Origin of the sequence: Paenibacillus ferrarius (assembly GCF_002027705.1) — a bacterium.
GTDB classification, from domain to species: Bacteria; Bacillota; Bacilli; order Paenibacillales; family NBRC-103111; genus Paenibacillus_E; species Paenibacillus_E ferrarius.
Genome location: NZ_MBTG01000020.1, coordinates 100230 through 122256, shown reverse-complemented (window position 1 = coordinate 122256; position 22027 = coordinate 100230). Strand labels below are relative to the sequence as shown.

General features: G+C 44.9%; 18 protein-coding genes. 15 read left to right on the top strand and 3 right to left on the bottom strand.

Annotation, left to right across the window (positions count from 1 at the left end):
* The coding region (locus tag BC351_RS21615) for an S-layer homology domain-containing protein (RefSeq protein ID WP_144028487.1) at positions 1-2361 on the top strand (2361 nt) is incomplete at its 5' end.
* 347 nt (positions 2362-2708) lie between these two features.
* Here BC351_RS21615 and BC351_RS21605 read toward each other — a convergent pair.
* The gene (locus BC351_RS21605) at positions 2709-3470 is read right to left on the bottom strand and encodes an SDR family oxidoreductase (RefSeq protein ID WP_079414861.1); all 762 of its coding nucleotides are present in this window, start codon (positions 3468-3470) and stop codon (positions 2709-2711) included.
* 1 nt (position 3471) lies between these two features.
* A complete protein-coding gene (locus tag BC351_RS21600; RefSeq protein WP_079414860.1) occupies positions 3472-3858 on the bottom strand; it encodes a MerR family transcriptional regulator in 387 nt (128 codons plus the stop codon).
* A gap of 172 nt (positions 3859-4030) precedes the next feature.
* Between BC351_RS21600 and BC351_RS21595 the strand changes: the two genes are divergently transcribed.
* From BC351_RS21595 to ppdK, 14 genes are all read left to right on the top strand, one after another.
* Complete coding sequence (locus BC351_RS21595) at positions 4031-5611, top strand: copper amine oxidase N-terminal domain-containing protein (RefSeq protein ID WP_079414859.1); 1581 nt, start codon at positions 4031-4033, stop codon at positions 5609-5611.
* Between the two features lie 262 nt (positions 5612-5873).
* Entirely contained in the window at positions 5874-6449 is a 576-nt protein-coding gene (locus BC351_RS21590; RefSeq protein ID WP_079414858.1) for a sigma-70 family RNA polymerase sigma factor, read from the top strand.
* Positions 6439-7494 (top strand): hypothetical protein, encoded by a 1056-nt coding sequence (locus BC351_RS21585; protein ID WP_208629819.1) that lies wholly within the window; start codon positions 6439-6441, stop codon positions 7492-7494. Before BC351_RS21590 ends, BC351_RS21585 begins: the two co-directional genes overlap by 11 nt.
* Positions 7495-7706: 212 nt before the next feature.
* Positions 7707-8681 carry an ABC transporter substrate-binding protein gene (locus tag BC351_RS21580; protein ID WP_158082182.1) on the top strand — a complete coding sequence of 325 codons (975 nt, stop codon included), beginning with the start codon at positions 7707-7709 and terminating at the stop codon, positions 8679-8681.
* Positions 8682-8769: 88 nt separating this feature from the next.
* Positions 8770-9765 (top strand): FecCD family ABC transporter permease, encoded by a 996-nt coding sequence (locus tag BC351_RS21575; RefSeq protein WP_244209130.1) that lies wholly within the window; start codon positions 8770-8772, stop codon positions 9763-9765.
* Between the two features lie 71 nt (positions 9766-9836).
* Positions 9837-10775, top strand: a complete 939-nt coding sequence (locus BC351_RS21570) for a FecCD family ABC transporter permease (RefSeq protein ID WP_079414856.1) — start codon at positions 9837-9839, stop codon at positions 10773-10775.
* Positions 10776-10821: 46 nt separating this feature from the next.
* Positions 10822-12405 carry a helix-turn-helix domain-containing protein gene (locus tag BC351_RS21565; protein ID WP_079414855.1) on the top strand — a complete coding sequence of 528 codons (1584 nt, stop codon included), beginning with the start codon at positions 10822-10824 and terminating at the stop codon, positions 12403-12405.
* A 457-nt stretch (positions 12406-12862) separates the two neighbouring features.
* Complete coding sequence (locus BC351_RS21560) at positions 12863-13723, top strand: type II CAAX endopeptidase family protein (protein ID WP_079414854.1); 861 nt, start codon at positions 12863-12865, stop codon at positions 13721-13723.
* Between the two features lie 156 nt (positions 13724-13879).
* Positions 13880-14857: a LacI family DNA-binding transcriptional regulator gene (locus tag BC351_RS21555; protein ID WP_079414853.1), complete on the top strand. Its 978-nt coding sequence runs from the start codon at positions 13880-13882 to the stop codon at positions 14855-14857.
* A gap of 221 nt (positions 14858-15078) precedes the next feature.
* Positions 15079-16806 (top strand): amidohydrolase family protein, encoded by a 1728-nt coding sequence (locus tag BC351_RS21550; RefSeq protein ID WP_079414852.1) that lies wholly within the window; start codon positions 15079-15081, stop codon positions 16804-16806.
* A gap of 201 nt (positions 16807-17007) precedes the next feature.
* On the top strand, positions 17008-17712 hold the full coding sequence (locus BC351_RS21545; RefSeq protein ID WP_079414851.1) for a YczE/YyaS/YitT family protein: 705 nt from the start codon (positions 17008-17010) through the stop codon (positions 17710-17712).
* A 192-nt stretch (positions 17713-17904) separates the two neighbouring features.
* The gene (gene gap / locus BC351_RS21540) at positions 17905-18960 is read left to right on the top strand and encodes a type I glyceraldehyde-3-phosphate dehydrogenase (protein WP_144028486.1); all 1056 of its coding nucleotides are present in this window, start codon (positions 17905-17907) and stop codon (positions 18958-18960) included.
* The gene (locus BC351_RS21535) at positions 18939-19118 is read left to right on the top strand and encodes a GapA-binding peptide SR1P (protein WP_079414849.1); all 180 of its coding nucleotides are present in this window, start codon (positions 18939-18941) and stop codon (positions 19116-19118) included. The genes gap and BC351_RS21535 overlap by 22 nt, the downstream gene beginning before the upstream one ends.
* Positions 19115-21796, top strand: coding sequence for a pyruvate, phosphate dikinase (gene ppdK / locus BC351_RS21530; protein WP_079414848.1), 2682 nt, complete (start codon positions 19115-19117; stop codon positions 21794-21796). The genes BC351_RS21535 and ppdK overlap by 4 nt, the downstream gene beginning before the upstream one ends.
* A 40-nt stretch (positions 21797-21836) precedes the next feature.
* On the opposite strand, the gene BC351_RS42785 is transcribed toward ppdK, so the two are convergent.
* Positions 21837-22027 (bottom strand): hypothetical protein (locus BC351_RS42785; protein ID WP_208629817.1); only part of this gene is annotated, 191 nt, incomplete at its 5' end.

Genomic DNA, 22027 nt, shown 5'->3' with positions numbered 1-22027 from the left:
AGCACGTACAGCGCCATGTTTGCCGACGGCATAGCCACGGTTCAGCTGCAGCTGAACCAAGCGGCGAAGCAATCTATCAGCTTGAGTGTAGCAGGCGTAGTAACACCGGCGGCGAATGTGCTGAGCATAACGCCACAAGCGGGCAGCCCGGCTTCGCTGGCGCTGACCAAAGACCTGACGGCGCCGACTAGAAACGGCGGACTGTTCGCACAGCAGCCGGTGGTGACGCTTCGGGATACTTTCGGCAATACGAGTGTGGGCGACAGCAGCACCGTTGTGACTGTCTCGAAGAAGGATGCGGGCGATTGGACGTTAACGGGAGCAACGGCCGCCACGGCAAGCTCCGGCATCGTCGCCTTCACGGGTCTGGGCGCAGCGAATGACGATGAGGTGACAGGAGCCCAGCTCGCCTTCGACGCGGCAGGCCTGCCGGGGGTTTCCAGTGCAGCCGTTACGCTTCCGGAGCCGGGGGCTGCCTTCCTTAACTTGAAGGTGGCTGCAAGCGGAGATAGCCATGTTCTTCTGGCATGGGAGGAAGTCTACGGAACTGTAAGCTACGCCGTATACCAGAGAACGGCTTCGGGCACGTATGGAGCACCAGCGGCTACGGTAAGCGGTTCTGTCTACGGCTACGATGCCAGCGAATTGACGAATGGCACAACCTATTCCTTTATCGTCAAAGCCACCAACCGCAAGGGAGCTGTCGTTACCTCCAATGAGGTAAGCGCAACACCTGGGGCGATACCGGCGGTACCTTCAGCGCCAACAGCTGTAACTGCAACAGCAGGGAATGGTCAGGCTATCGTCAGCTTCGCCATCCCAGCAGTCAACGGAGGAAGCGCAATAACAAAGTACGAGGTCACGGCCTTACCGGGGAATATAACGGCAGCAGGCCCAGCAAGTCCGATCACAGTAACCGGTTTAACCAACGGAACAACTTATACGTTTACGGTAAGAGCTGTTAATCTTACAGGCAGCAGCGCTGCCTCCGCCGTCTCCAATGCAGTGACGCCAACAGCGTCAACTAACAACAGCGGCGGCAGCAGCCCAACAGAGCCAGCCAACAGCAGCGGCGACAGCTCAACAGAGCCCGAAACATCAAATTCGCCTGCCGGAGTTGAATTCCTGGTCAATGGCAAGGTTGAGAAGATAGGGACCGCAACGACAGCCAAGGTGAAGGATCAGACGGTCACTACGGTTGTGGTTGATCCGAAGGTGCTGGAGCGCAAGCTTGCGACAGAGGAACAGCATGCAGTGATTATGATTTCGGTGAATACAAAATCCGATGTGGTGATTGGAGAAATAAGCGGGCAAATCGTAAAAATCATGGAGCAAAAGGCTGCGGTCATTGTAGTCAAAACGGAGAACGCGACCTATACCTTGCCCGCAGAGCAGATCAACATCAGTGGTCTTTCCGAACAGTTTGGCAAAAATGTGCAGCTTCAGGATATTAAGATAACTGTTGAAATTTCCAAGCCGGCAATGAGCACGGTGAAACTGCTGGAGGAGGCGGCAGCAAAAGGAGGGTTCACTCTTGTCGCTCCGGCGCTCAACTTTACGGTACGAGGCGCTTACGGAGATTCAACGGTTGACGTGTCGAAATTCAACGCATACGTGGAAAGAACAATCGTGATTCCGAAGGCTGTAAATTCAGGGGAAATTGTAACCGGGGTTGTTGTTGAACCGGACGGAGCCATTCGCCCTGTACCGACCCAATTGATTACAGTAGACGGCAAGTCTGTGGCTAGAGTGAGCAGCTTGACCAATAGCACGTATTCGATCGTAAGGCATCAAGAAGAGTACAAGGATATGGGGCAGCATTGGGCGAAGAATGCGGTGAATGAAATGGGCTTGCGGATGGTCGTTAACGGCATTGACGATCACCTGTTCCAACCCGATCAAGCGATTACATGGGCGGAGCTTGCTGCGATCCTGGTTCGGGGCTTGGGGTTGAAGATGGAAGGCGGATCAACGGCATTCGCGGACGTGAAGACTACGGATTGGTACAGCAGCCTAATTCAAACGGCCTATGCCTACAAGCTGATTAGCGGGTACGAAGACGGTTCCTTCCGTCCGAATGATATCGTTACCCGGGAACAAGCCATGGTCATGATCGCCAAAGCGATGAAGATCACCAACCTGAAGGCCAAGCTGCCTGTCCAGTCAACTGATGCCACATTGCGGCCATACACAGATACAGCAGCTGCATCCAGTTGGGCGCTAAGCAGTATAGCGGATAGTATTCAAGCGGAAGTTGTTTCTGGAAGAGAAAGCAATGAGCTTGCACCAAAAGGGAAGCTGACCCGGGCAGAGGCTACCACGATTATTCAGCGGCTTCTGCAAAAATCCGGATTGATTTAAGTGATTCTGTCATAAAAAAGAAGATATTCTCAAGCATGCCCTTCCGAGTGACTGTGTCCACAGTTGCTTGGGAGGGCATTTTTAGTATTGCACCCGCTTCACCATAAATCACGGCTATGCTCCCCATAATAGGAGTCATAAAATGCAAAGTCTGTATTTTTACACTCTTGGCAACACTTCTGTGCAAGTAGATTATAAAACAATACATGATAGTAATCTTTCAATCACTATGAATAACAAGTTAAGTCCCGACAATATCAGAATTGATATATCGGGACTTTTCTATTTTGGTGGATTAGGTTGCCGGTATATAACCTACATAAGCAGCACCTTTTTCCTAAGCATAGTTATTCAATGGTGTTTTTCGTTGCCGTATACATATTTGCTGCATATTCGTCGATTTCATCTCGTGACATGCGCAAGCGATTCACAGAAGTACCATAGCCAATTTCTTGTTTCTCCTCTTCTAATCCTTTGAAAATTCCATCCGCGAAGGCATCTAACGGTTCTCCAAGTGTATGCATCCCCGTTCCGCCTAAAGCTGTATTCACTGCCGGGGGAGCAACTTCAATTACTTCTACAGACGTATCGGAAAGTTGTAGTCTTAGACTCATTGTAAAGGAATGAAGCGCCGCTTTCGTTGCTGAATATATCGGAGCGATCGCAAATGGTGTAAAAGCTAACCCAGATGTGACGTTAATAATAGCCGCCTCTTCTTTTGATGCAAAAAGTGAACTGAACAGCATAGATAGATGGATAGGTGCTTCAAGGTTAGTTGCGATTTCTTTACTGAAATAATTCCAATTGCTATTCGCATCCGTTTTGAGCACATTAAAGCGTTGTTGGATCCCGGCATTGTTAACTAACACATTAATTTCTGGATAGTTCGCTGTTACCCAATCAAACAAGGCTACACGTTCGGATTCAATATCCAAATCACTGACATGAGTAATAAGGCTCGGGAATGCTTCTTTGGCATTTTGAAGTACATTTTCACGTCGTCCAGTTATAATGACCTTATTTCCGGCTTTTATAAAGCGCTCTGCAAAAGCCAATCCTATTCCAGAACCTCCGCCTGTAATCAATATTGTATTTCCTGAAAGCTTCATGTTAGTTCCTCTTCTCCATATTTTCTTTATTGAGAACGGTTGTATAACGCGTAATTTTTACGTCAATTCCTATTAAAGCTTCTTTCATCAATGAGATTTCATCTAGCACAGCTTGTTTATGATTCCTCATCATGTCAAGTCGAAGTGCAATGGTATTTTCTCCTTCTAAAATCCAATCCATATATTGCTTAATGCTACTTATCGGCATGTGCGTGTTTTTTAAACGAATAACGGTTTCTAGGAGCGCAATTTGATCTTCTGAAAATAACCGCCTCCCAGCTTCATCACGTTCGATTAGTGGTAGTAGTCCTTTTTTCTCATAATAACGTAACGTTGATTCTGGCATATTGAATTTGGCTGCAGCTTCACTAATGGAACAATATTTCATCTGGAGTCCTCCAAATTGTATCTTATCCTGTCGACAGGATTATAATACGACTTAAACCATGGTTTAAGTCAACAGAAAAGTAATAAATTAGTTACAAGTGTCTAGATAAGTATTGTAGCGTATTCGCAGTCATAGTAGACTGGAAGAAACATACACAAATGGGGGATGTCACATGTTTTCCGAAAAACTAGGGAAATGTCTGCTACTGTTACTCGGAACCAGTCTCTGCTTAACGTTGCAATCGGCTTATGCCACTGATCAAATGCCTGCTACCAATAGTGTTGAAATTAAACTAAAACTGAATGATCCGCAAGTGTCAGCCAACGGACAGTCAACAACTCTTAAAGTCGCTCCAACCTTGTTAAATAGCACGACTATGGTGCCTCTGCGGTTTATTGGGGAATCACTGGGCGCGGATGTGAAGTGGGATGAAATTACACGGACAATTACACTTTCTACAGTGATGAAAACCATTCATCTGACATTGGACCGTCCAGACGCTATAGTGAATGGAACCTCGGTCACGTTGGACCAGCCTGCCACTATCCTGAACGAAACGACAATGGTTCCTCTTCGTTTTATCACCGAGAATTTGAATCAAACGGTCGTTTATGACAACAGCGCACATACCATTACGATCACGGGCAGAAAAGCCGAATCTACCCCTGCGGAGCAACTTAAGTCCACTGCGTCTGTTAAGAAAAAGATGGATAAGCCTACGGTGGATAACTTAACCACTGAACTAGGACAAAGCGTATTCATTAGTACTCCTCAATTCGTAAGAGCTATTAATACGGCAAATATTTCAGGTGTTGTTTCAGGTAAGGATAATAATGTGTATATGATAAACTTTAATTCAAATAGATCAACCTTATCCAAATACTTCATTTCCGTGTATAATCAAAAATCGGGAGATGGCAGGAACATTCAACATGAGGTTACCTTTAATGAAAAGTTCAACATCGAATATAAAGATAAAAAAAACAATGTTCAAAAATTAATGTATTTTGATCTCATCCCTCAGAAGCTGTTCTACGATGAACTGCATGAGAAGCTATACATGCTGGCAAGTGTGGATGCACTAAAAATAGATATCACGACTGTTATTTATGAAATCTTACCTGAGGTGAAGATGGTAACTTATAGTTTAGATGATACGATGAATGTAGAGTCCAACTTTTTTGCTACAGTGGATGAGGAGCATTTTTACTACAGTAACACGTTTTTGAACCGAATGTATTCCCTATACTCAGGGGAAACGAAGAAGACGATCGGCTTGTCCGGTAATCAGAAACAGAGTCTTGTTTCCGTTGTAAATGGCGGCCGCATATATTTGTTAGATAAGGTGAATAAAAGCGTTAGCAAATTAAATGCTGATGGAACTATCAGTGAGGTTGCAAAGGTAAATATTGAAAATATTAACGGAGCATCATCCCGAGACGGATACTTTTATATCGCGGACGAAAAAGGTTTTTATCGTGTCGACATTCATGGCATAATAGAAGACTATGTAAAATTAGATCATCTTTTCTACAATCACGGTTTATTTTCCCCGCAGACTCAAACATATGAACAAATAGCACCCAATTCCGTAGGAATTAGTAATTTGCCTGGAGCCGTTAATCCGAGTGATGACCACGAACCAGGTGCCTTAATATTAGGGATTAACCCCGATTTTACTGTAGATGTCAAAGGAAACATTATTATTAATGACAATTCCTACCATATTATTAGACGAATTAATGTCTTCTAGGTTTTTGGCGCGTAGAACTTATACAAACTGCAGCGGCAGTCTAAGACGAGACTTTCTCGTCTAGGGCTGTCGTTTGTTTTATTTTAACCAGGCACCACCTAAAATAAGCCATGCTATAATCTAGCGGACCGTTGCACGTCTGGTTGTCTTCCTGTTCGATGCCGCTGACACTAAGCAGTTTGAAAAAAAATAAAGAACCGAACCTTTTTTTGATAGAGAGACAATATAGTGTGTAAGCTGCTTACTCAGGAGGGCCCTCTGAATGCAAAATGACTATATGTACCAATTACTTATAAAAATGAAAGATGGTGATCAACAGGCGTTTCATGCGATGTATGATGCCACCTATCAGGACATCTATCGGACTGTCTCCTTTCTGGTGGATCATCAACAGGATCGGGAAGATGTTATGAATGAGATCTATATGCAAATGTGGACCTCGCTTGCTAATTACGATACGAACCGTCCTTTCCACTTCTGGCTGCACGGCTTGGTAATTCGTCAAGTGCAGAGATTTCGGGTCAAGAGCTGGAGGAGATTCCGAATTTTTGAACGCATCTGTGCCTTCTCACGGGAAGAGTCTTATTGGGATCCACCTACTGCTTTGATGGATGAGACGAACCAAATGATATCGCATTTAATACGAAAACTGACGGACAAACAGCGAGCGGTGATTATCTTCCGCTTTTTTCACGACTATACGCTTGAGGAAATTGCGACATTGCTCGATATTCCGCTTGGTACAGTGAAGTCCAGATATCACGCTGGCCTCCAGGCGCTTCGAAAAAACTCGCGGAATCTCCCCCCGGAAAGGATGGAAAAGATCAATGACTATTGAACGCAAAATCCGTGAATATCTGCACAAAGAGGCAGAAACTATGGAGTGCCCTCTGGCCATTACCAAACGAATAGAACAATCCTATTCTCAATATTTGCAACGAAAAAGGAGCGAAACAACCATGAAAAAACGATTAATTGGTGGAATAGTTGCTGCTGCGCTTTTGATTCCAACCGCCGCCTTCGCGGCTCCTACTCTGATTGAAATACTTACTAGAACACCAATGACTGCTGAACAAGTCAAGGTGGATGAAGTTGGCAAAGCAACACTTGAGAAGCTGTACAGCGCATTTCCCGAAACAAAATTGTTTGAGATTATCGAGGCAAGCAGCGTTCAAGGTGTCCAAACAAGTATCATACTGCAGGAAAAAGGAGGTACTGGCAAAAAGTTTACCCTTCATACAAACGCTATTACTGGTGAGATTGAACACGTGAATCAAGAGAATTGGGAGCCGAAGCTGAAGCCGCTCATTACTTTAAGCAATCAGGAAATCAAGGCAAAGGTAGATTATCTCATTGATAAAATGTATGGCAACATTACAGGGTACGAGTTTGCTATGGAGCAAATGGACAACCCTGATCAAAAAACGGTTATATTGAATTACACCAAAAAGGGATCAAAAACACCGTTCTACCAGGTATTTGTTCAAGGCAATACGATCAGTGTTTCTCTCATCGGAGGGGAGACCACACCTTCAAACACTCAAGTAGAGGGATTATTCTCTACAAATGGCAAGCCTGATTATTTTGCTGATGCCTATTTAAACGATGCCAAACTGTTTTCTTTACTAAAAATTAGCCCAACAGAATTAAAAGAAGAATTAGCAAAAGGTAAATCTGTTGTGGAGATTGCAGCATCTAAAAATATCTCTAAACAACAAGTGATTGATGTCATTGCAAAAACACAGGTTGATTTACAGATTCAAGGTGAAAATAACGGTGATGTTCCTAAAAACAATCGTTCGAATGAACAATTGTTGAAAGCTATTGAACCCAAAGTATTACAAATTATTGAATACAAAACGGAAGCACCATCGAAGAAATAACAAGTTGCATCACGCATCTGAACCCCGAAATTATGTTTTCATAATTCCGGGGTTCTTTGTGTCTAGGAGGGGCTTTAGACAGAAAAAACTAAAAAAATATATGAGATCTAAATAATAGTGCATGGACAGAAGATGAAGGTTTAAAGTATTGTTTAAGAATGATAATCATTATTAATTACATGGTTAACCAGACACAAGGGGGACGATTGACAATGCGTTTAGAGAGACAAGGGTTAGGCGGCAAATTATGGTTGTATGTGGTGATTGCTGTTATGGTGCTGGTACTCGCAGGTTGCGGCAACACGCGGACAGAAACAACTTACAATAGCAACGAACAGGAAAAAAAGGCTGCTGCTACAACGGAGAAACGTACGATAAAGGACGCTTACGGGGAGGTTCAGATTCCAGCGCAGGCAAGCCGTGTTGTTGTTCTGGACATAGGTGCTCTGGATAATCTGCTGGAGCTGGGCATCAAGCCAGTTGGCGCGCCGTCTATTCTGGCCGCGGGTGATCCCTTCCCGACCTATCTGAAGGGGACGGAGGGAATCAAAAACATTGGCTCCGTCAATGAGCCTAATCTGGAAGCGATTGATGCGTTGAAGCCGGATCTGATCATTGGGAACAAGGATACTCATGACGCTATATACAAACAGTTAAAACAAATTGCTCCGACCATATTCGTAAATACGCTGGGTATAACGTGGAAAGAAAACCTGCAGCTGCATGCCGAGGCTGTAAATAAGCAAGAGGTTGGGAAGAAGCTGCTGGATACCTATCAAAAGCGCATCGATGAACTGAAACCCAAGTATGCTGGCACGGCTCCCAAAGAAGTATCCTTATTCCGTCCGCGGAAAGATAAACTTCAACTTTATTTGAAAAAGAACTTTTCCGGTATCATTATGGAGGATGCAGGAATTGTTCGTCCGGCAGCACAGCGGGAGGCAAGCTTCTCCAAAGATATAACGGAGGAACAAATCGCTGAGCTGGACGGTGATATCATCCTTTGGTTTAATCGCGAGCCGGATGCTTTCGCCAAGCTGGAGAAGGGTTCATTGTGGGCAACGTTGAAAGGCGTGCAGAAGAAAGCTGTTCACCCTGTAGAGTGGGAATACTGGCTTAGTGGTCTAGGCATTCAAGCTGCTAACAAAGTTATTGATGATCTGAACACGTTTGCGGCGGCCAAATAAGCAAGTGGGGTATAAGATCAACTGAGAAATCGGGTCGTCACTTGTGACGATCCAATTTTTCTGTACAAAAGCAATGGAGGTAAAACTTTTGAGCATAAGCAGTAATTTTAAATTTGCTGGACTTGTTCTAATAGGCTTGTTGGCTTTTGCGGCATTTGTAGGCAGCGTTATGTTCGGCGTCGTACATATTTCATTTCAATCTGTCCTTGAAGCTTTCTATTTTTTTGACGGGTCCCGCGAACATATGATTATACGCAACATTCGGCTGCCTAGAGCGGTTATTGCAGCCGCGGTCGGGAGCTCGCTTGCCGTTGCAGGCTGCCTTATGCAGGCGCTGAGCCGCAATGCCCTCGCAGGACCTGAACTGTTCGGAATTAATTACGGCGCTGCACTTACGGCTGTACTCGCTTCCTTTTGGCTTGGAACGACGTCACTGCAATTGTATGCATGGTCATCTCTCATCGGGGCAGCGGCTGCGGGGATTTTTGTATTTCTACTCAGTTCCACAGGCGGCCAACCGATATCTTCAGTCAAGTTTGTGCTTGCTGGTTCTACTCTGAATCTGCTTTTTGCCTCCATGACTCAGGGTATTCTTATTGTTAACGAGCAATCGCTTGATACGATGCGCTTTTGGCTGGCTGGTTCACTGACGGGCAGAGACCTGAATCTTTTCCTTCAGGTATTGCCTTATTTATTGATTGGATTGATTGGTTCGCTAGCGCTCAGCAGTTATCTGAACATTTTTAGCCTGGGGGAAGATGTCGCACAAGGTTTGGGGCAGCGGATTCGAATGATTAAAATCCTATGCGTGATTGTCACAGTCCTGCTAGCGGGCAGCGCCGTGGCGCTTGCTGGTCCTATCGGTTTCGTAGGAATGGCTGTTCCCCACATTGCACGGCTGCTGATAGGCAGCAATTATCGCTGGATCGTTCCGTATTCCGCTTTGCTGGGGGCGCTATTGTTGCTGGCAGCAGATATCGGGGCACGATTTATCCTTGTCCGTCAGGAAATTCCAGTGGGAGTTGTTACTGCCTTCTTTGGCGCACCGTTTCTTATTTATCTGGCCCAGAGAAAGGAGAGATAAACATCGTTTCTTCTATTAAATGCAGACGTTCGATCGGGATTATAGTAATCCTGATTGTTCTGAGTGCAGGTATGTTTGTCCTGAATGTCATGCTGGGAGAGCGGACGGTTCCCGCTGTGGAGGTTTTTCGGAGCTTGGCGGGAATCGGCAGCGAGGAATATCGGTTTACGATCCATCAACTGCGGCTGCCACGCGCATTAACAGGCTTCCTGGTAGGATGCAGCTTGGCGCTATCAGGAACGATTTTGCAAGTCATAACACGGAATCCGCTTGCTTCTCCTGGCGTAATTGGCCTGAATTCGGGGGCCGCCGCCGCTGTAGTTGCCGTTATGGTACTGGTTCCATCGTTTCCAATGAGTCAGTTCCCCTGGATTGCTTTCGGCGGAGCCTTCATCGCCACAGCGGTAATTTATACCCTGTCTTGGCGAAAAGGAGGGGGAAGTTCTACAGTGCGCATGCTGCTTATCGGGGCAGGCATATCAGCTATGGCGGGTGGACTTATTACCTATTTCTTAACGGTTGGTGAAATATTTCGTGTATCCCAGGCGACTGTATGGATGGCGGGAAGTTTATATGGACGGACGTGGGAGCATTTCTGGCCTTTGCTGCCCTGGCTGCTTATTCTGTTTACTTTATTGATCGGGATGACCCGATATTTGGATATGTTCCTGCTGGATATGGAATCGGCCGCGGGTCTTGGCCTTCGTGTGGAGACGATGCGAGTCCTGTTTATTCTGATAAGTGTGGGGCTGGCCGGATCTGCTGTCTCCATGGCGGGAACGATTGCTTTTGTCGGTTTGATGGCACCGCACATCGCAAAGCATCTGGTTGGCAGCCGAAGCCTTGTCCGTTTGCCTGTGGCTGCATTGGTTGGTGGACTGCTCGTGATGGGAGCAGATGCTGCAGGACGGAATTTGTTCTCTCCTTTTGAGATTCCTGCCGGATTAATTACAGCTTTTGTCGGTGCGCCTTATATGGTTTATTTGTTGTTGCGCCGCAGAGCTGTATAATGAAAGAAGACGTTGGTGTTTCGAGAAAGGCTGGTGTATCTTCTTCATGCCGTCTAATGAAAACTTAACCTATCTTCTATCATCAGTTCGTAAACGGACTTTTTCCAAACGTGGAGTCAGGCATATCTATATCCCTGTTTATATCCTTTGTTATATCACAGAGGGGGAAGGGGTTATCGTGCTTGATGGCGCATTGCATAGAGTGCGACCCTTCCAGCTCTTTCTGCTCACGCCAGGAATGCACATAGAGGTTCCAGAGCAATACGGTGAATTCAACTATTATGCCATTTTTTTCGAGCCAATCCGACTGAAAAAAGCAAGAGGGAAATACGAGGCAATTCCTTCCCTGTCCGGTTCGCTTTCAACAGGGCTTATCCCGCTGCATCATCCCCAGCAGTTGCTGCAGCGAATTATCAGGCTGTACGATCACAGCAAACAAGAAAATAGCAAGGGCTCCTTGACGCTGCGAATTCAGTTCGAGGAGCTTCTTCATGATATATCAAGCAATGAACCTAAACTGCCCTTTGTACTGGATGAACGAGTTGAGCGAAGCATCACTTACATTGAACAATACTATACAGAAAAAGTAAGTATTGAGAAGCTGGCGGAAGTAGCCGGCGGAATGCCTTCGGTCGCTTTTTCACGTTTGTTTCGTAATGAAACGGGGGTGCCGCCTTTGGAATATGTGGCTAACGTACGCATGAATCAGGCCAAGTTGCAGCTCGATAGGAAGAACAGCCGAGTGAAGGAAGTTGCAGCTGCGGTTGGTTTTCGGAGCGAGTTTTATTTTAGCCGTATGTTTCAGCGATTGGTAGGCGTCTCACCGACATTATACATGAAGCGGGGCACGTTAAAGGTTGCCGTCGCTTCCTCTCTTCGTTTGGAGGATCATCTAAAATCAGTAGGGATAGAGCCCGTTTGTGTGGTGGATTTATTCCATTATCCTGGACACAGCAAGGAATATTATAGAGCGCGACTGCACAGTCAGCTTCTTGAACTGAAACAATCCAGCCCTGATCTGATTATAGCCGATCATTATCACTCCGAGTTTAGAGATCAATTCAAGGAAACCGCAACGCCAGTATTTTTGGATTTCTCTGTATGGGACTGGAAAGGCAATTATGAGAAGATTGCCGAGTTGGTTAACCGAGAGCATGAGGCATCCGAGATGCTGACACGTCTCGAGCTTCAGACCGAAACAACTGGACAGACGCTGCGCCGGGTACTGGGTCAGGAGCGGGTTGCCGTTATGCAAGTCAGCCACCGGGCGATTGGCATACAGGGGCTAGCCAACCATCCGCTGAATGAACTGCTTTATGGAGAGCTTGCCCTAAGGCCATGCAAGCAGGCTCCGGCAGAGCTGTGGCGAATGGAGATGCAGCCGGAGTCACTGCCTGTGTTGGAGACAGAGCATCTGTTCATCCATCAGCATCATATTCAAGCAGGCAGCGAGCAGCTTTATCGCGAAATGACCAGTCAGAGCGTTTGGCGCCAAATTCCTGCTGTAAGAGATGGAAGGAATAGGTTTATTAACAATTGGTTTGTCATGAGCTGGACGCCACTCGGCCGGCTGCTTATTATGAACGAATTGCTTGCTGCGGTTAGTGACTCCCACGCTGTACGTAGGTAGAAATAATGTTATGGAATAAGGAAGTTAACTAGCTGGAGATATCCCTACACTAATGAGGAACGTTTGCTATATAAGAACATTAATGAGCAGGTGCCCGCGCGGGCACCTGCTCATTTTAATTAAAGCTCAGATTGGATACCATCATTGACAAATCGAAATTGATACGGAAGCCTCCAGTTACAGTGATCCGACCACGCTCGAATATTTGCTGAACATCTTCAAAGAAGGCTTCCTTGGAAAAAAATAATCAAAACTGACACGCCTCTAAGTTGTAACCGTCGAACCGTCATGTGAAAATCGCGTGGCGGTTTTTTTGAATTTTGTAAAGTGGCAGGTGTCCGATCCTTACTGGGCTTAGGCCTAGGAAAAAACTGGACTTGAGTTTGTTCTGATCAGGATGGAGCAATTGCTATACTTCTAATTGAATATACATACTTTGGAAAAAGGAGTTACAATCATGATAACAAACTTTGGCAGCATGCCTGCCACAGGTTCAGAAGAGGAGAAGCGTCTTTACTTTGCCAGGCGGGGACTTCTCGTTTTCTTTGCAATGCTCATCCCTCTCTCCATACTTGGCTATGTGCTGGCATTGAAATACCCAATCTTTGTCCTGTTCCTGATGTGGACACCTGGTCTGTCTTCCATCTTCACACGTTTGCTGCTGCATGAAGGCACAGCGGATATCTCCCTGCGGGTCGGAGGACGGCGTACGTTGAAGGCTGTGCCTTTTATACTGCTGTTTCCAGTAGCCATTGGTCTGGTTGCCTACGGGATTGCCTGGATTACAGGACTGGTACAATACGTCACACCAGACACGTTCCTAAAGGCTCCAGCTATAGTTATATTCGTGGGACTTTTGCTTATGCAAATGGTTGTTGGCACAATAATAGGCCTCATCGGCAGCGTCGGAGAAGAACTTGGCTGGCGGGGCTATATGCTCACTAGGCTGATCGACGCGCGCGTTCCCTACCCGATGGTGATCAGCGGAATCATCTGGGGATTATGGCATCTTCCCTTGATGATCGCTGGGAATTATTATTCCGGTCCCTACCTTGCTCTCTCCATATTCTTATTTATGATTTCGGTGACCTCCTTCGGTTACATTATTGGGCGCCTGCGGCTAACAACCGGCAGCATATGGCCTGCGTTCCTCCTTCATGCCTCCTGGAATGCCATAATTCAGGAAGTCTTCGATTCCGCTTCCAAAGGAAAGAATGTGCTGCTCTGGACGGGAGAGTCGGGGATCTTAGTAGCTCTTGCCTTACTGGCAGCGGCATGGTTCATTTCGAGGAGGCCGATGAGCATGAGGCGGTTGTAATGCCCCCGATGGTTAGGCACTCATGGAGGGCGCCTTTTTGGAGAGGAATTGCATAGAATGTTCTTGCAATTTCTCTTTTTGCATGATAATGTGTTTTTAACATAGGTTAATCGATTAACAAAACATTCTACACATCAATTTGAAGGGAGGCTGCGAATGACTACTTTAAAAGATATTGCCAAACATGCTAATGTAAGCGCTTGTACCATATCTAGATATTTGAATTCCAACATTGTGGTAAAAAAAGAAACAGAAGCCAAGATTCAACTTGCCATAAAAGAACTTGGATATGTTCCAAATGTGGTTGCCAAATCACTCAAACATATGGAAACGTTCAATGTAGCAGTAATCGTACCCAAAATTAATAATCTTTATTATTCTGAGATGACTTCTGGTATTAGTCAAACGTTGGGTAAACATCATTATAATCTTTATATTTATGAAGTAGACAATCTAAATTTGAGTGAAGATGAAATTCTTCAACTGATGCGTGAAAATATGATCGCCGGGATTATATTTATTGGATTATTTTCTGATGTATCTTTTCAAGAGAGTATCCACAGCGTTGTAGAATGGAATATTCCAGTTGTATATGCAAATAGATGCATTCCGTACGATGGTTTTCCATTGTTGTATCCAGATTTAACGAAAGCAAGCAAATTAGGTGTAGAGCATCTATTTCTAAAAGGTAAAAAGAGAATTGCTTTTGTTCATAAACATTTGCCTGACCATCTGCTTGCCTATTTTTTAGATGGTTTTAATCAAGCAAGCAATGGTGAGAACCAGCCCATGATTATGGAAATCAAAGAGGGTATGGACTTATCAGCAGATTGTATTCCAATTCTTCTTGAGAATAATATAGATGGTGTATTTGTACTTAATGAAATGCTTGCAGTCCATTTGGCTAAGGCATTGGTTCAAGCTGATATTCGTATATTTGAGGATATTGCCGTATTGAGTTTGGGGAATTCTCTGATATCAGAAATTTCTACACCAGAGCTAACTTCTATAGATTTGCAGAACCGAGAATTAGGAATAAGAAGTGCAGAGATTATTTTAAGCCAAATTCAAAAGCAGGAGTTTGAGCCGATAACTGTTCTAGAGCCGTTCATTGTTGAACGTAAATCCGCCTGATTTTAAGGGGATTATTGTATGTTAGTTAATCGATTAACAAGCGTATATCAATTGGTTAATCGATTAACTGATCAATGTCAAAAGGTTAATCGATTAACCGAAATAAACCTACTAGTTAATCGATTAACAAAACAAGCTTCGCAAAAGAAAATCCGCAGATTTCGTTAAGTTAAGAGCTTTAAGCTCTTCTTATAAAAAATAACAAAAAGGGAGAAATAACGATGAAACAGACAGAAACAAATCACCTTGAAAAAGTCCATGCTATTTTCGATGTTCTAAATGGCAAAAAAGAAGCAGATCTACTAATGAAAAACTTGAACATCTTGGATGTACACGGGGAGACGGTCTATCAGGGGTCTTTATTAATCTACGATAAGCGCATTGTAGCAATTAATCCAGATGAATCTATACTCAAAGTGAAGGATGTCTTTGATGGGAAAGGGCTTTATGCCATTCCAGGATTGATTGATGCTCACTTGCATTTTGAGTCTCAATTGGCTCATCCGACAGCGTTAGCCGAGGCGATGGTTCCTTGCGGGACAACGACCATTTTTGCTGAGTGCTTAGACCTTCTAAGTGCGGCAGGTGAGGATGGTGTACAGGCTGCTAAAGACTTATTCAAAGATTATGATCAACTGCCTTATCGATTGTATGCGTTTGCACCTGGCAAAAAAACAGCGGCATCGGTAACCAAAGCTGTTTTGGACATGGAACCCGTAATAGGGCTAGGTGAGTTTGAACATTTTACATATAGCTCTGGGGATGAAGATGATTTCCATAAAGCAGCTTGGGTAAGAGAGAAAGGGGGATTTATCAATGGACATTGGGGAGTGACAGCTCTCTCCGATATGGTATTGAACTATTTGCCAGCTATTGGTGTATCCAACAATCACGATGTTTGGAATGTGAACGATATCGAAAAAAGTATTCGCTATGGTTTTGCAACCCAAATTAAGTTTGGTGTAGGCAGTAGCGAAGTTATCAAAACATTGCTTCGTGCCATTGTGGACCGCAAGTTCCCGACAGACAACTTTATGCTTTGTACGGATAATATATCGATTGAGCGCTTGCTTAAAATGGGGCATATGGATTGGATTATTTCGCTATGTGCGGAGATGGGGATCAGTCCAATTAAAGCAATTAAAATGGCTTCCTATAATACAGCTAAATCCTTTCATATGGAAGATCAGATTGGCTCTTTGACACCGGGACGTTTCGCAGACATCGTTCTAACCGACAGTCTATCTAATATCAATCCGCTTTATGTATTTAAAGATGGTGAATTGATTGCACAAGATAAAAAGTTGTTAAAGAATGCCGATATTGACTACTCCACTATGTGTACGAAGGCTATAACCGGATTAGATGACTTAACACCAGAACAGTTGGATATTGTGCCTTTGGAAGTTTCGGAAGATGGGACACAGGCTAAAGTGTATGTATTTGATGTTTATGGGCGTGGTCATGCTAAGTTTTACCAAGAGGTTTGGCTGCCTATGAAAGATGGCAAGGTTATACCAGAATATGAGGGTGAGCGATTAAGCCGTCTGTCTGTTGTTCAGCGTTATGCCAATGGCAAGCGCCATGTCATTAATGGTTTATTTAAAGGAGTATACATTGAACGTGGCGCTGTCGCGACTTTCTGGCCAGCTCCAACCCCCTATTTTGTCGTAGTCGGTCAAGAGAGTGAAGAGATGTGCTACTGCCTAAAAGAAGTTGATAAGTATTCAGGAGCATGTATCGTCACGGAAAATAAAACGAATAAAAGCGTTATGCCGCTCGAAATTTACGGTGTGATGGCGAATATGACTGTGGATGAATTAACATCCAGTGCTGCTGCAATTGATGCTGCTCTTGAGGAAATGGGCAACCACAACGAAGGTGAACCGGTTGTTAATAAGCTGTTAAGTTTATTTATTTCTTTGCATCGTTTCCGCTTCATGGAATAATAGTAGGGAAAGTGCTCCCAATCTTGGGTGGGATGGTGTTTGACGAGAACATCGCCCACCAAGAAAGGGGCAGCCTATAAGCAAGGTCCAGCACATCCATCCATTTGTTTTACGGAGATTGTGTAAACGCTTTCTTGTAATTGAGGATAAATTTTCGACATGTAGGATAATCAAATTTTTCTTTAGAAAGAGGGATGGCATATGCCAAATAAACCTGCTTTATCCGAAATTCAAAGTAACGGTACTTTAACCAAGCGGTGGATCATTTATTTGATTGGTATTTATGTATTGACTGTGGGCATTAGTTTGGCAATAAGGGCAGGCGTCGGAATATCACCTCAGAGTAGTCTGACCAGAACGATGACGGTCGTTTATTCTCCAATAACGCAAGGAACTTACTCTTTCATTTTCGAAATTGTCATGTTGTTTTTAGCCTATTTGGTACTGCCAAAAGACTTTAAATTAAAAAACTTTACTTCATTGATTCCAGCCTTTGTATCTGGTTTATTTTTGGATCTTAATTTAATGCTGACCAGTTTCATAAAACTAGATGTTTATGTTGAGAAAATTATGCTTCTTGCTTTTGGAGATGCCGTTTTGGCGTTTGGTCTATATCTCATGATTGCAGCTGATCTTGTGCTTATCCCTGTGGATTTGTTTGTTAATAATGTTGTTAAAAGAACGAATCGAAAATGGGGGAATATTAAAACGATCTTCGATTGCACCTTGCTTATTACAGCAGCAGGCATCGGTTTGATTTTCTTGCATAAGATTACGTTCATTCGCGAAGGCACCGTATTAAATGCCATATTTGTTGGGCAATATTTGATCTTGTATTCCTATCTATTTAGGAAAGCAAAGGCTAGAAAAGGGATAGCAAACAATGTGACGATAGACAAGCATTAGTGGAGTGTAAAAGAAGCAAGCTGCCTTATTGGGCGGTTTGCTTTTTAGTTTTGGAATTTATATATGACATACTATATAAAATTTAATTCATTATTAATATGTATTAATGAGTAATAATTAAATTTTATTTTATATATTGTGTTATATATACCTTGGTGTTATATTTATGACATACTTAATGAAGGAATGGGGATGCAGATGAGAGTTGGAATAAGTGGGACGGGAAGAATCGGAAGGCTTTGTTTGAGGAAAGCATTGAGCGATAGGCAGCAGGACTACGAGATCAAGGTGATCAATTCAACAAGCCCCATTCAAGTGTTGGCTCATCTATTGAAATATGATTCAGTCCATGGCAGATGGGATGCCAAAATTGAAGTATTAAATGACCATGTACTCATAATTAACGGCCAGCGGATCGCTGTCATCAGCGAGAGAGAACCCGATTTACTGCCGTGGGAGGACAGCGGTGTTGAGTTGGTTGTAGATGCAACCGGTAAATTCAATCATCGGCATGGTGCGGAAAGACATTTATTTGCCGGAGCCAAGAAGGTTGTGATTACGGCACCAGGGACGAATATGGACCTTACTGTTGTTATGGGAGTGAATGAGGATCAGTATGATCCCAAGCATCATCGCTTGCTGTCTGCAGCCTCGTGTACGACTAACTGTCTCGCGCCAATTCTACATATCTTGGATGAAGCTTTCCATGTCAAGCAAGGGTGGATGACGACGGTCCATGCATTCACCAATGATCAAAATCATATGGATAACCCGCATAAGGATCTTCGCCGTGCGAGGGCTTGCACGCATTCCATCATTCCAACTTCGACTGGAGTGGGCAAGGCACTCATCGATGTACTCCCTCATCTGGCCTCTCGTATCCAAGGCGTTTCGGTTCGTGTGCCGACACAGGACGTTTCGCTGATGGATCTTCAAGTGGTAGTTGGCCGCAAAGTACAAGTCGATGATGTGAAGCTCGCTATCAAACAGGCGATTGCCGGGCAAATAGGAGCATTTGTCGATTACAACGAGCTGCCGCTTGTCTCTGTGGATTATATCGGAAATAAGAAGTCCGCTATCATTGACGGTCTTAGCATTATGACGCAGGAAGACCAAATTAAATTGCTTGCCTGGTATGACAATGAGTGGGGGTACGCAAACCGGGTCATTGATTTAGTTGCCTATATGTCTCATATGGAAAGCACACAATCGAAGGGGGAAGCGGCATGTCTCAAACAAACCATGTAAAATTGGCGGCCATTCATCGGTATGATCTTGGGGTTGTCATTTGTAAATTGTGCAATGAAGTCATTGCGACGTTGCCGACGGACGGGTACAAGAAATTTTATAGTTTGTGTAATGCCATGTCATGCATTGAAAAGAATAAGGAGGAGAACAAAAGATGACGCAGAAACAAGTGGTGCCTTTTCAAGATGGAAATGCTTCAATGAAAGCTTTGCTTGGAGGAAAAGGAGCTAATCTAGCGGAGATGACACGTGCTGGTCTACCTGTACCTCCAGGCTTTACGATTACGACCGAAGCATGCTTAGCTTTTTTTAAAATGGGCAATCGGATGTCAGATGAATTGTTCGGACAAGCAGCAGCAGCGCTTAAGCAGCTAGAGAAGCAAAAGGATCAAGCGTTCGGGGATGCCGCTAATCCGCTTCTCGTTTCTGTACGTTCCGGTTCTGTAAGTTCTATGCCAGGGATGATGGACACGATTCTGAATCTAGGGCTCAACGATAGTACGGTACTTGGATTAGCGGCGCTGACGAACAATGAGAAATTCGCTTACGATTGCTACCGTCGATTGATACAGATGTTTGGAAGCGTGGTGATGGGGATTGATGCGCACCATTTTGAGCAGCTATTGCATCATAGGAAAGAGAAGGAAGGCGCGAAGCAAGACCAGGATGTTACTGCTGAAGGTTGGAAGAGTCTGGTTGAAGATTACAAGAAGTGCATATTGGCGCAAACAAGCAATGCTTTCCCGCAGAATGTACATGAGCAGCTGCGAATGTCCGTGGAGGCGGTATTCAAGTCTTGGCACAATCAAAGAGCCCAAATTTACCGCAAATTAAACCGGATTCCCGATGAACAAGGCACAGCCGTCAACATTCAGAGCATGGTATTTGGCAATAGGGGAGACAATTGCGGCACGGGAGTAGTCTTCACGAGAAATCCATCTACGGGTGAGAATACTTTTTTTGGAGAATACCTCATCAATGCACAGGGGGAAGATGTCGTAGCGGGTATACGAACACCCCTTCCGATTGCTGCTCTAAAGCACGAAATGCCTGAGATTTATGAGCAGTTGTTGGAAGCATCCAGGCAGCTCGAGAAGCATTATAAGGATATGCAGGACATTGAGTTTACGGTAGAAAATAATAAGCTATATCTGCTGCAAACACGAAATGGCAAACGAAATGCCCAAGCGGCTTTGAAGATCGCCGTCGATATGGTTCATGAAGGTTTATTAACCAAGATGGAGGCTGTTGGGAGTATTGAAGTGTCGCATCTTGATCAGCTTCTGCACAGAGGTATAGAGGAAGAGGCCGTTAAGGATGTTTTGGCCAAAGGGCTTCCTGCATCGCCGGGGGCAGCAGTTGGACAGCTTGTATTCGACGCAGACACAGCTGCGCAGTGGAACCGTGCGGGCAAGACAGTGATTCTCGCCAGAAATGAAACAACGCCTGAAGATATTCATGGGGTGATCGCTGCGGAAGGCGTACTTACGAGCCGCGGAGGGATGACCAGCCATGCAGCTGTTGTTGCCAGAGGTATGGGAAAACCATGCGTATGCGGCTGCGAGGAAGTTCGAATAGTACTTAATGAGAAACGGATGTATGCTCCAAACATGGTGATCGAAGAGGGAGATTGGATTACGCTCGACGGGGCAACCGGACGGATCATTAGCGGTATAATGCCATTAAAAGAAGCGAGTATGACGAATGAGCTCCTCCTAATGCTGGAATGGGCGGATGAAATTCGTACGCTGAACGTCTACGCGAATGCTGACAATCCTGAAGATGCCAGAATCGCGAGGCAATTGGGTGCTCAGGGGATCGGGTTATGCCGGACGGAGCATATGTTTTTCTCGCCAACCCGTCTGCCTGTCGTGCAGCGCATGATCTTGGCGGATGCCAAAGAGGACCGTTTGCGGGCACTTGCAGAGCTGCTCCCTATGCAGCAGTCGGATTTTGAAGGCATGTTCGAAGCAATGGACGGTCTTCCGGTAACCATCCGGCTGCTGGACCCGCCGCTGCATGAGTTTTTGCCTAACCTTGAGGAGCTGCAAAGAAGGCATGCGGAGCTGACTTATGATAAAAGCGGGTCAGATTTGGAGAGAGAAGAGGTCGCTCAGCTTCTCAGCAAAGTGCAGGCTCTTCACGAGGCTAACCCGATGCTGGGACAACGGGGTTGCAGACTGGGCATTGTATTTCCAGAGATTTATGATATGCAAATTGAGGCTATCTTCCGTGCAGTTTCGGATTGTATCAACCGAGGCATTCGAGTCCTTCCGGAAATTATGATTCCGCTCGTTGGCCATGCCAATGAATTGAAAATTGTAAGAGAGCTTGTTGATTCGGTTGCCGAGCAGGTGCTGGGGAAAGATAACCTTCGAGATTGTCCATACAAGGTAGGGACTATGATCGAGGTACCGCGTGCTGCGCTTACTGCGCGACAAATTGTGGCGTATGCTGATTTTTTCTCTTTTGGGACAAATGACTTGACGCAAATGACATTCGGCTACAGCCGAGACGATGCGGAAGGGAAATTTCTAACCCATTATGTGGATCAGAAGCTGCTTCAGCATAATCCGTTTCAGGTTCTTGACACGGAAGGCGTCGGCCAATTGATTGATTTAGCCGTGAATGCAGGGCGGCTCGTTAAGCCGTCGCTCAAAACGGGAATTTGCGGAGAACATGGTGGAGATCAAGAGTCTATTTTCTTTTGCCATTTGACAGGATTGGATTATGTGAGTTGTTCCCCTTACCGAATTCCTTTAGCACGAATCGCTGCAGCCCAAGCGTTCATTCAGCATGGGGCTCCTCGTGAAAACAAGGTTGCCCAAGCGATTTGACGCATTTAGAGAAACTGTTGTATAGGATTATGAGGCTGTCTCAAAAGTCGAAAGTGACTTCGAGGCAGCCTCTTGTGTTTGAGAGGCTCCAACTGGTACGCCTTGCCCTAACTGCAATATCAACTGCCGCTGCCATTGCCACAGCCACGACAATAGCAACAGCAACAGCAACAGCAACAGCAACAGCAACAGCAACAGCAACAGCAACAGCAACAGCAACAGCAACAGCAA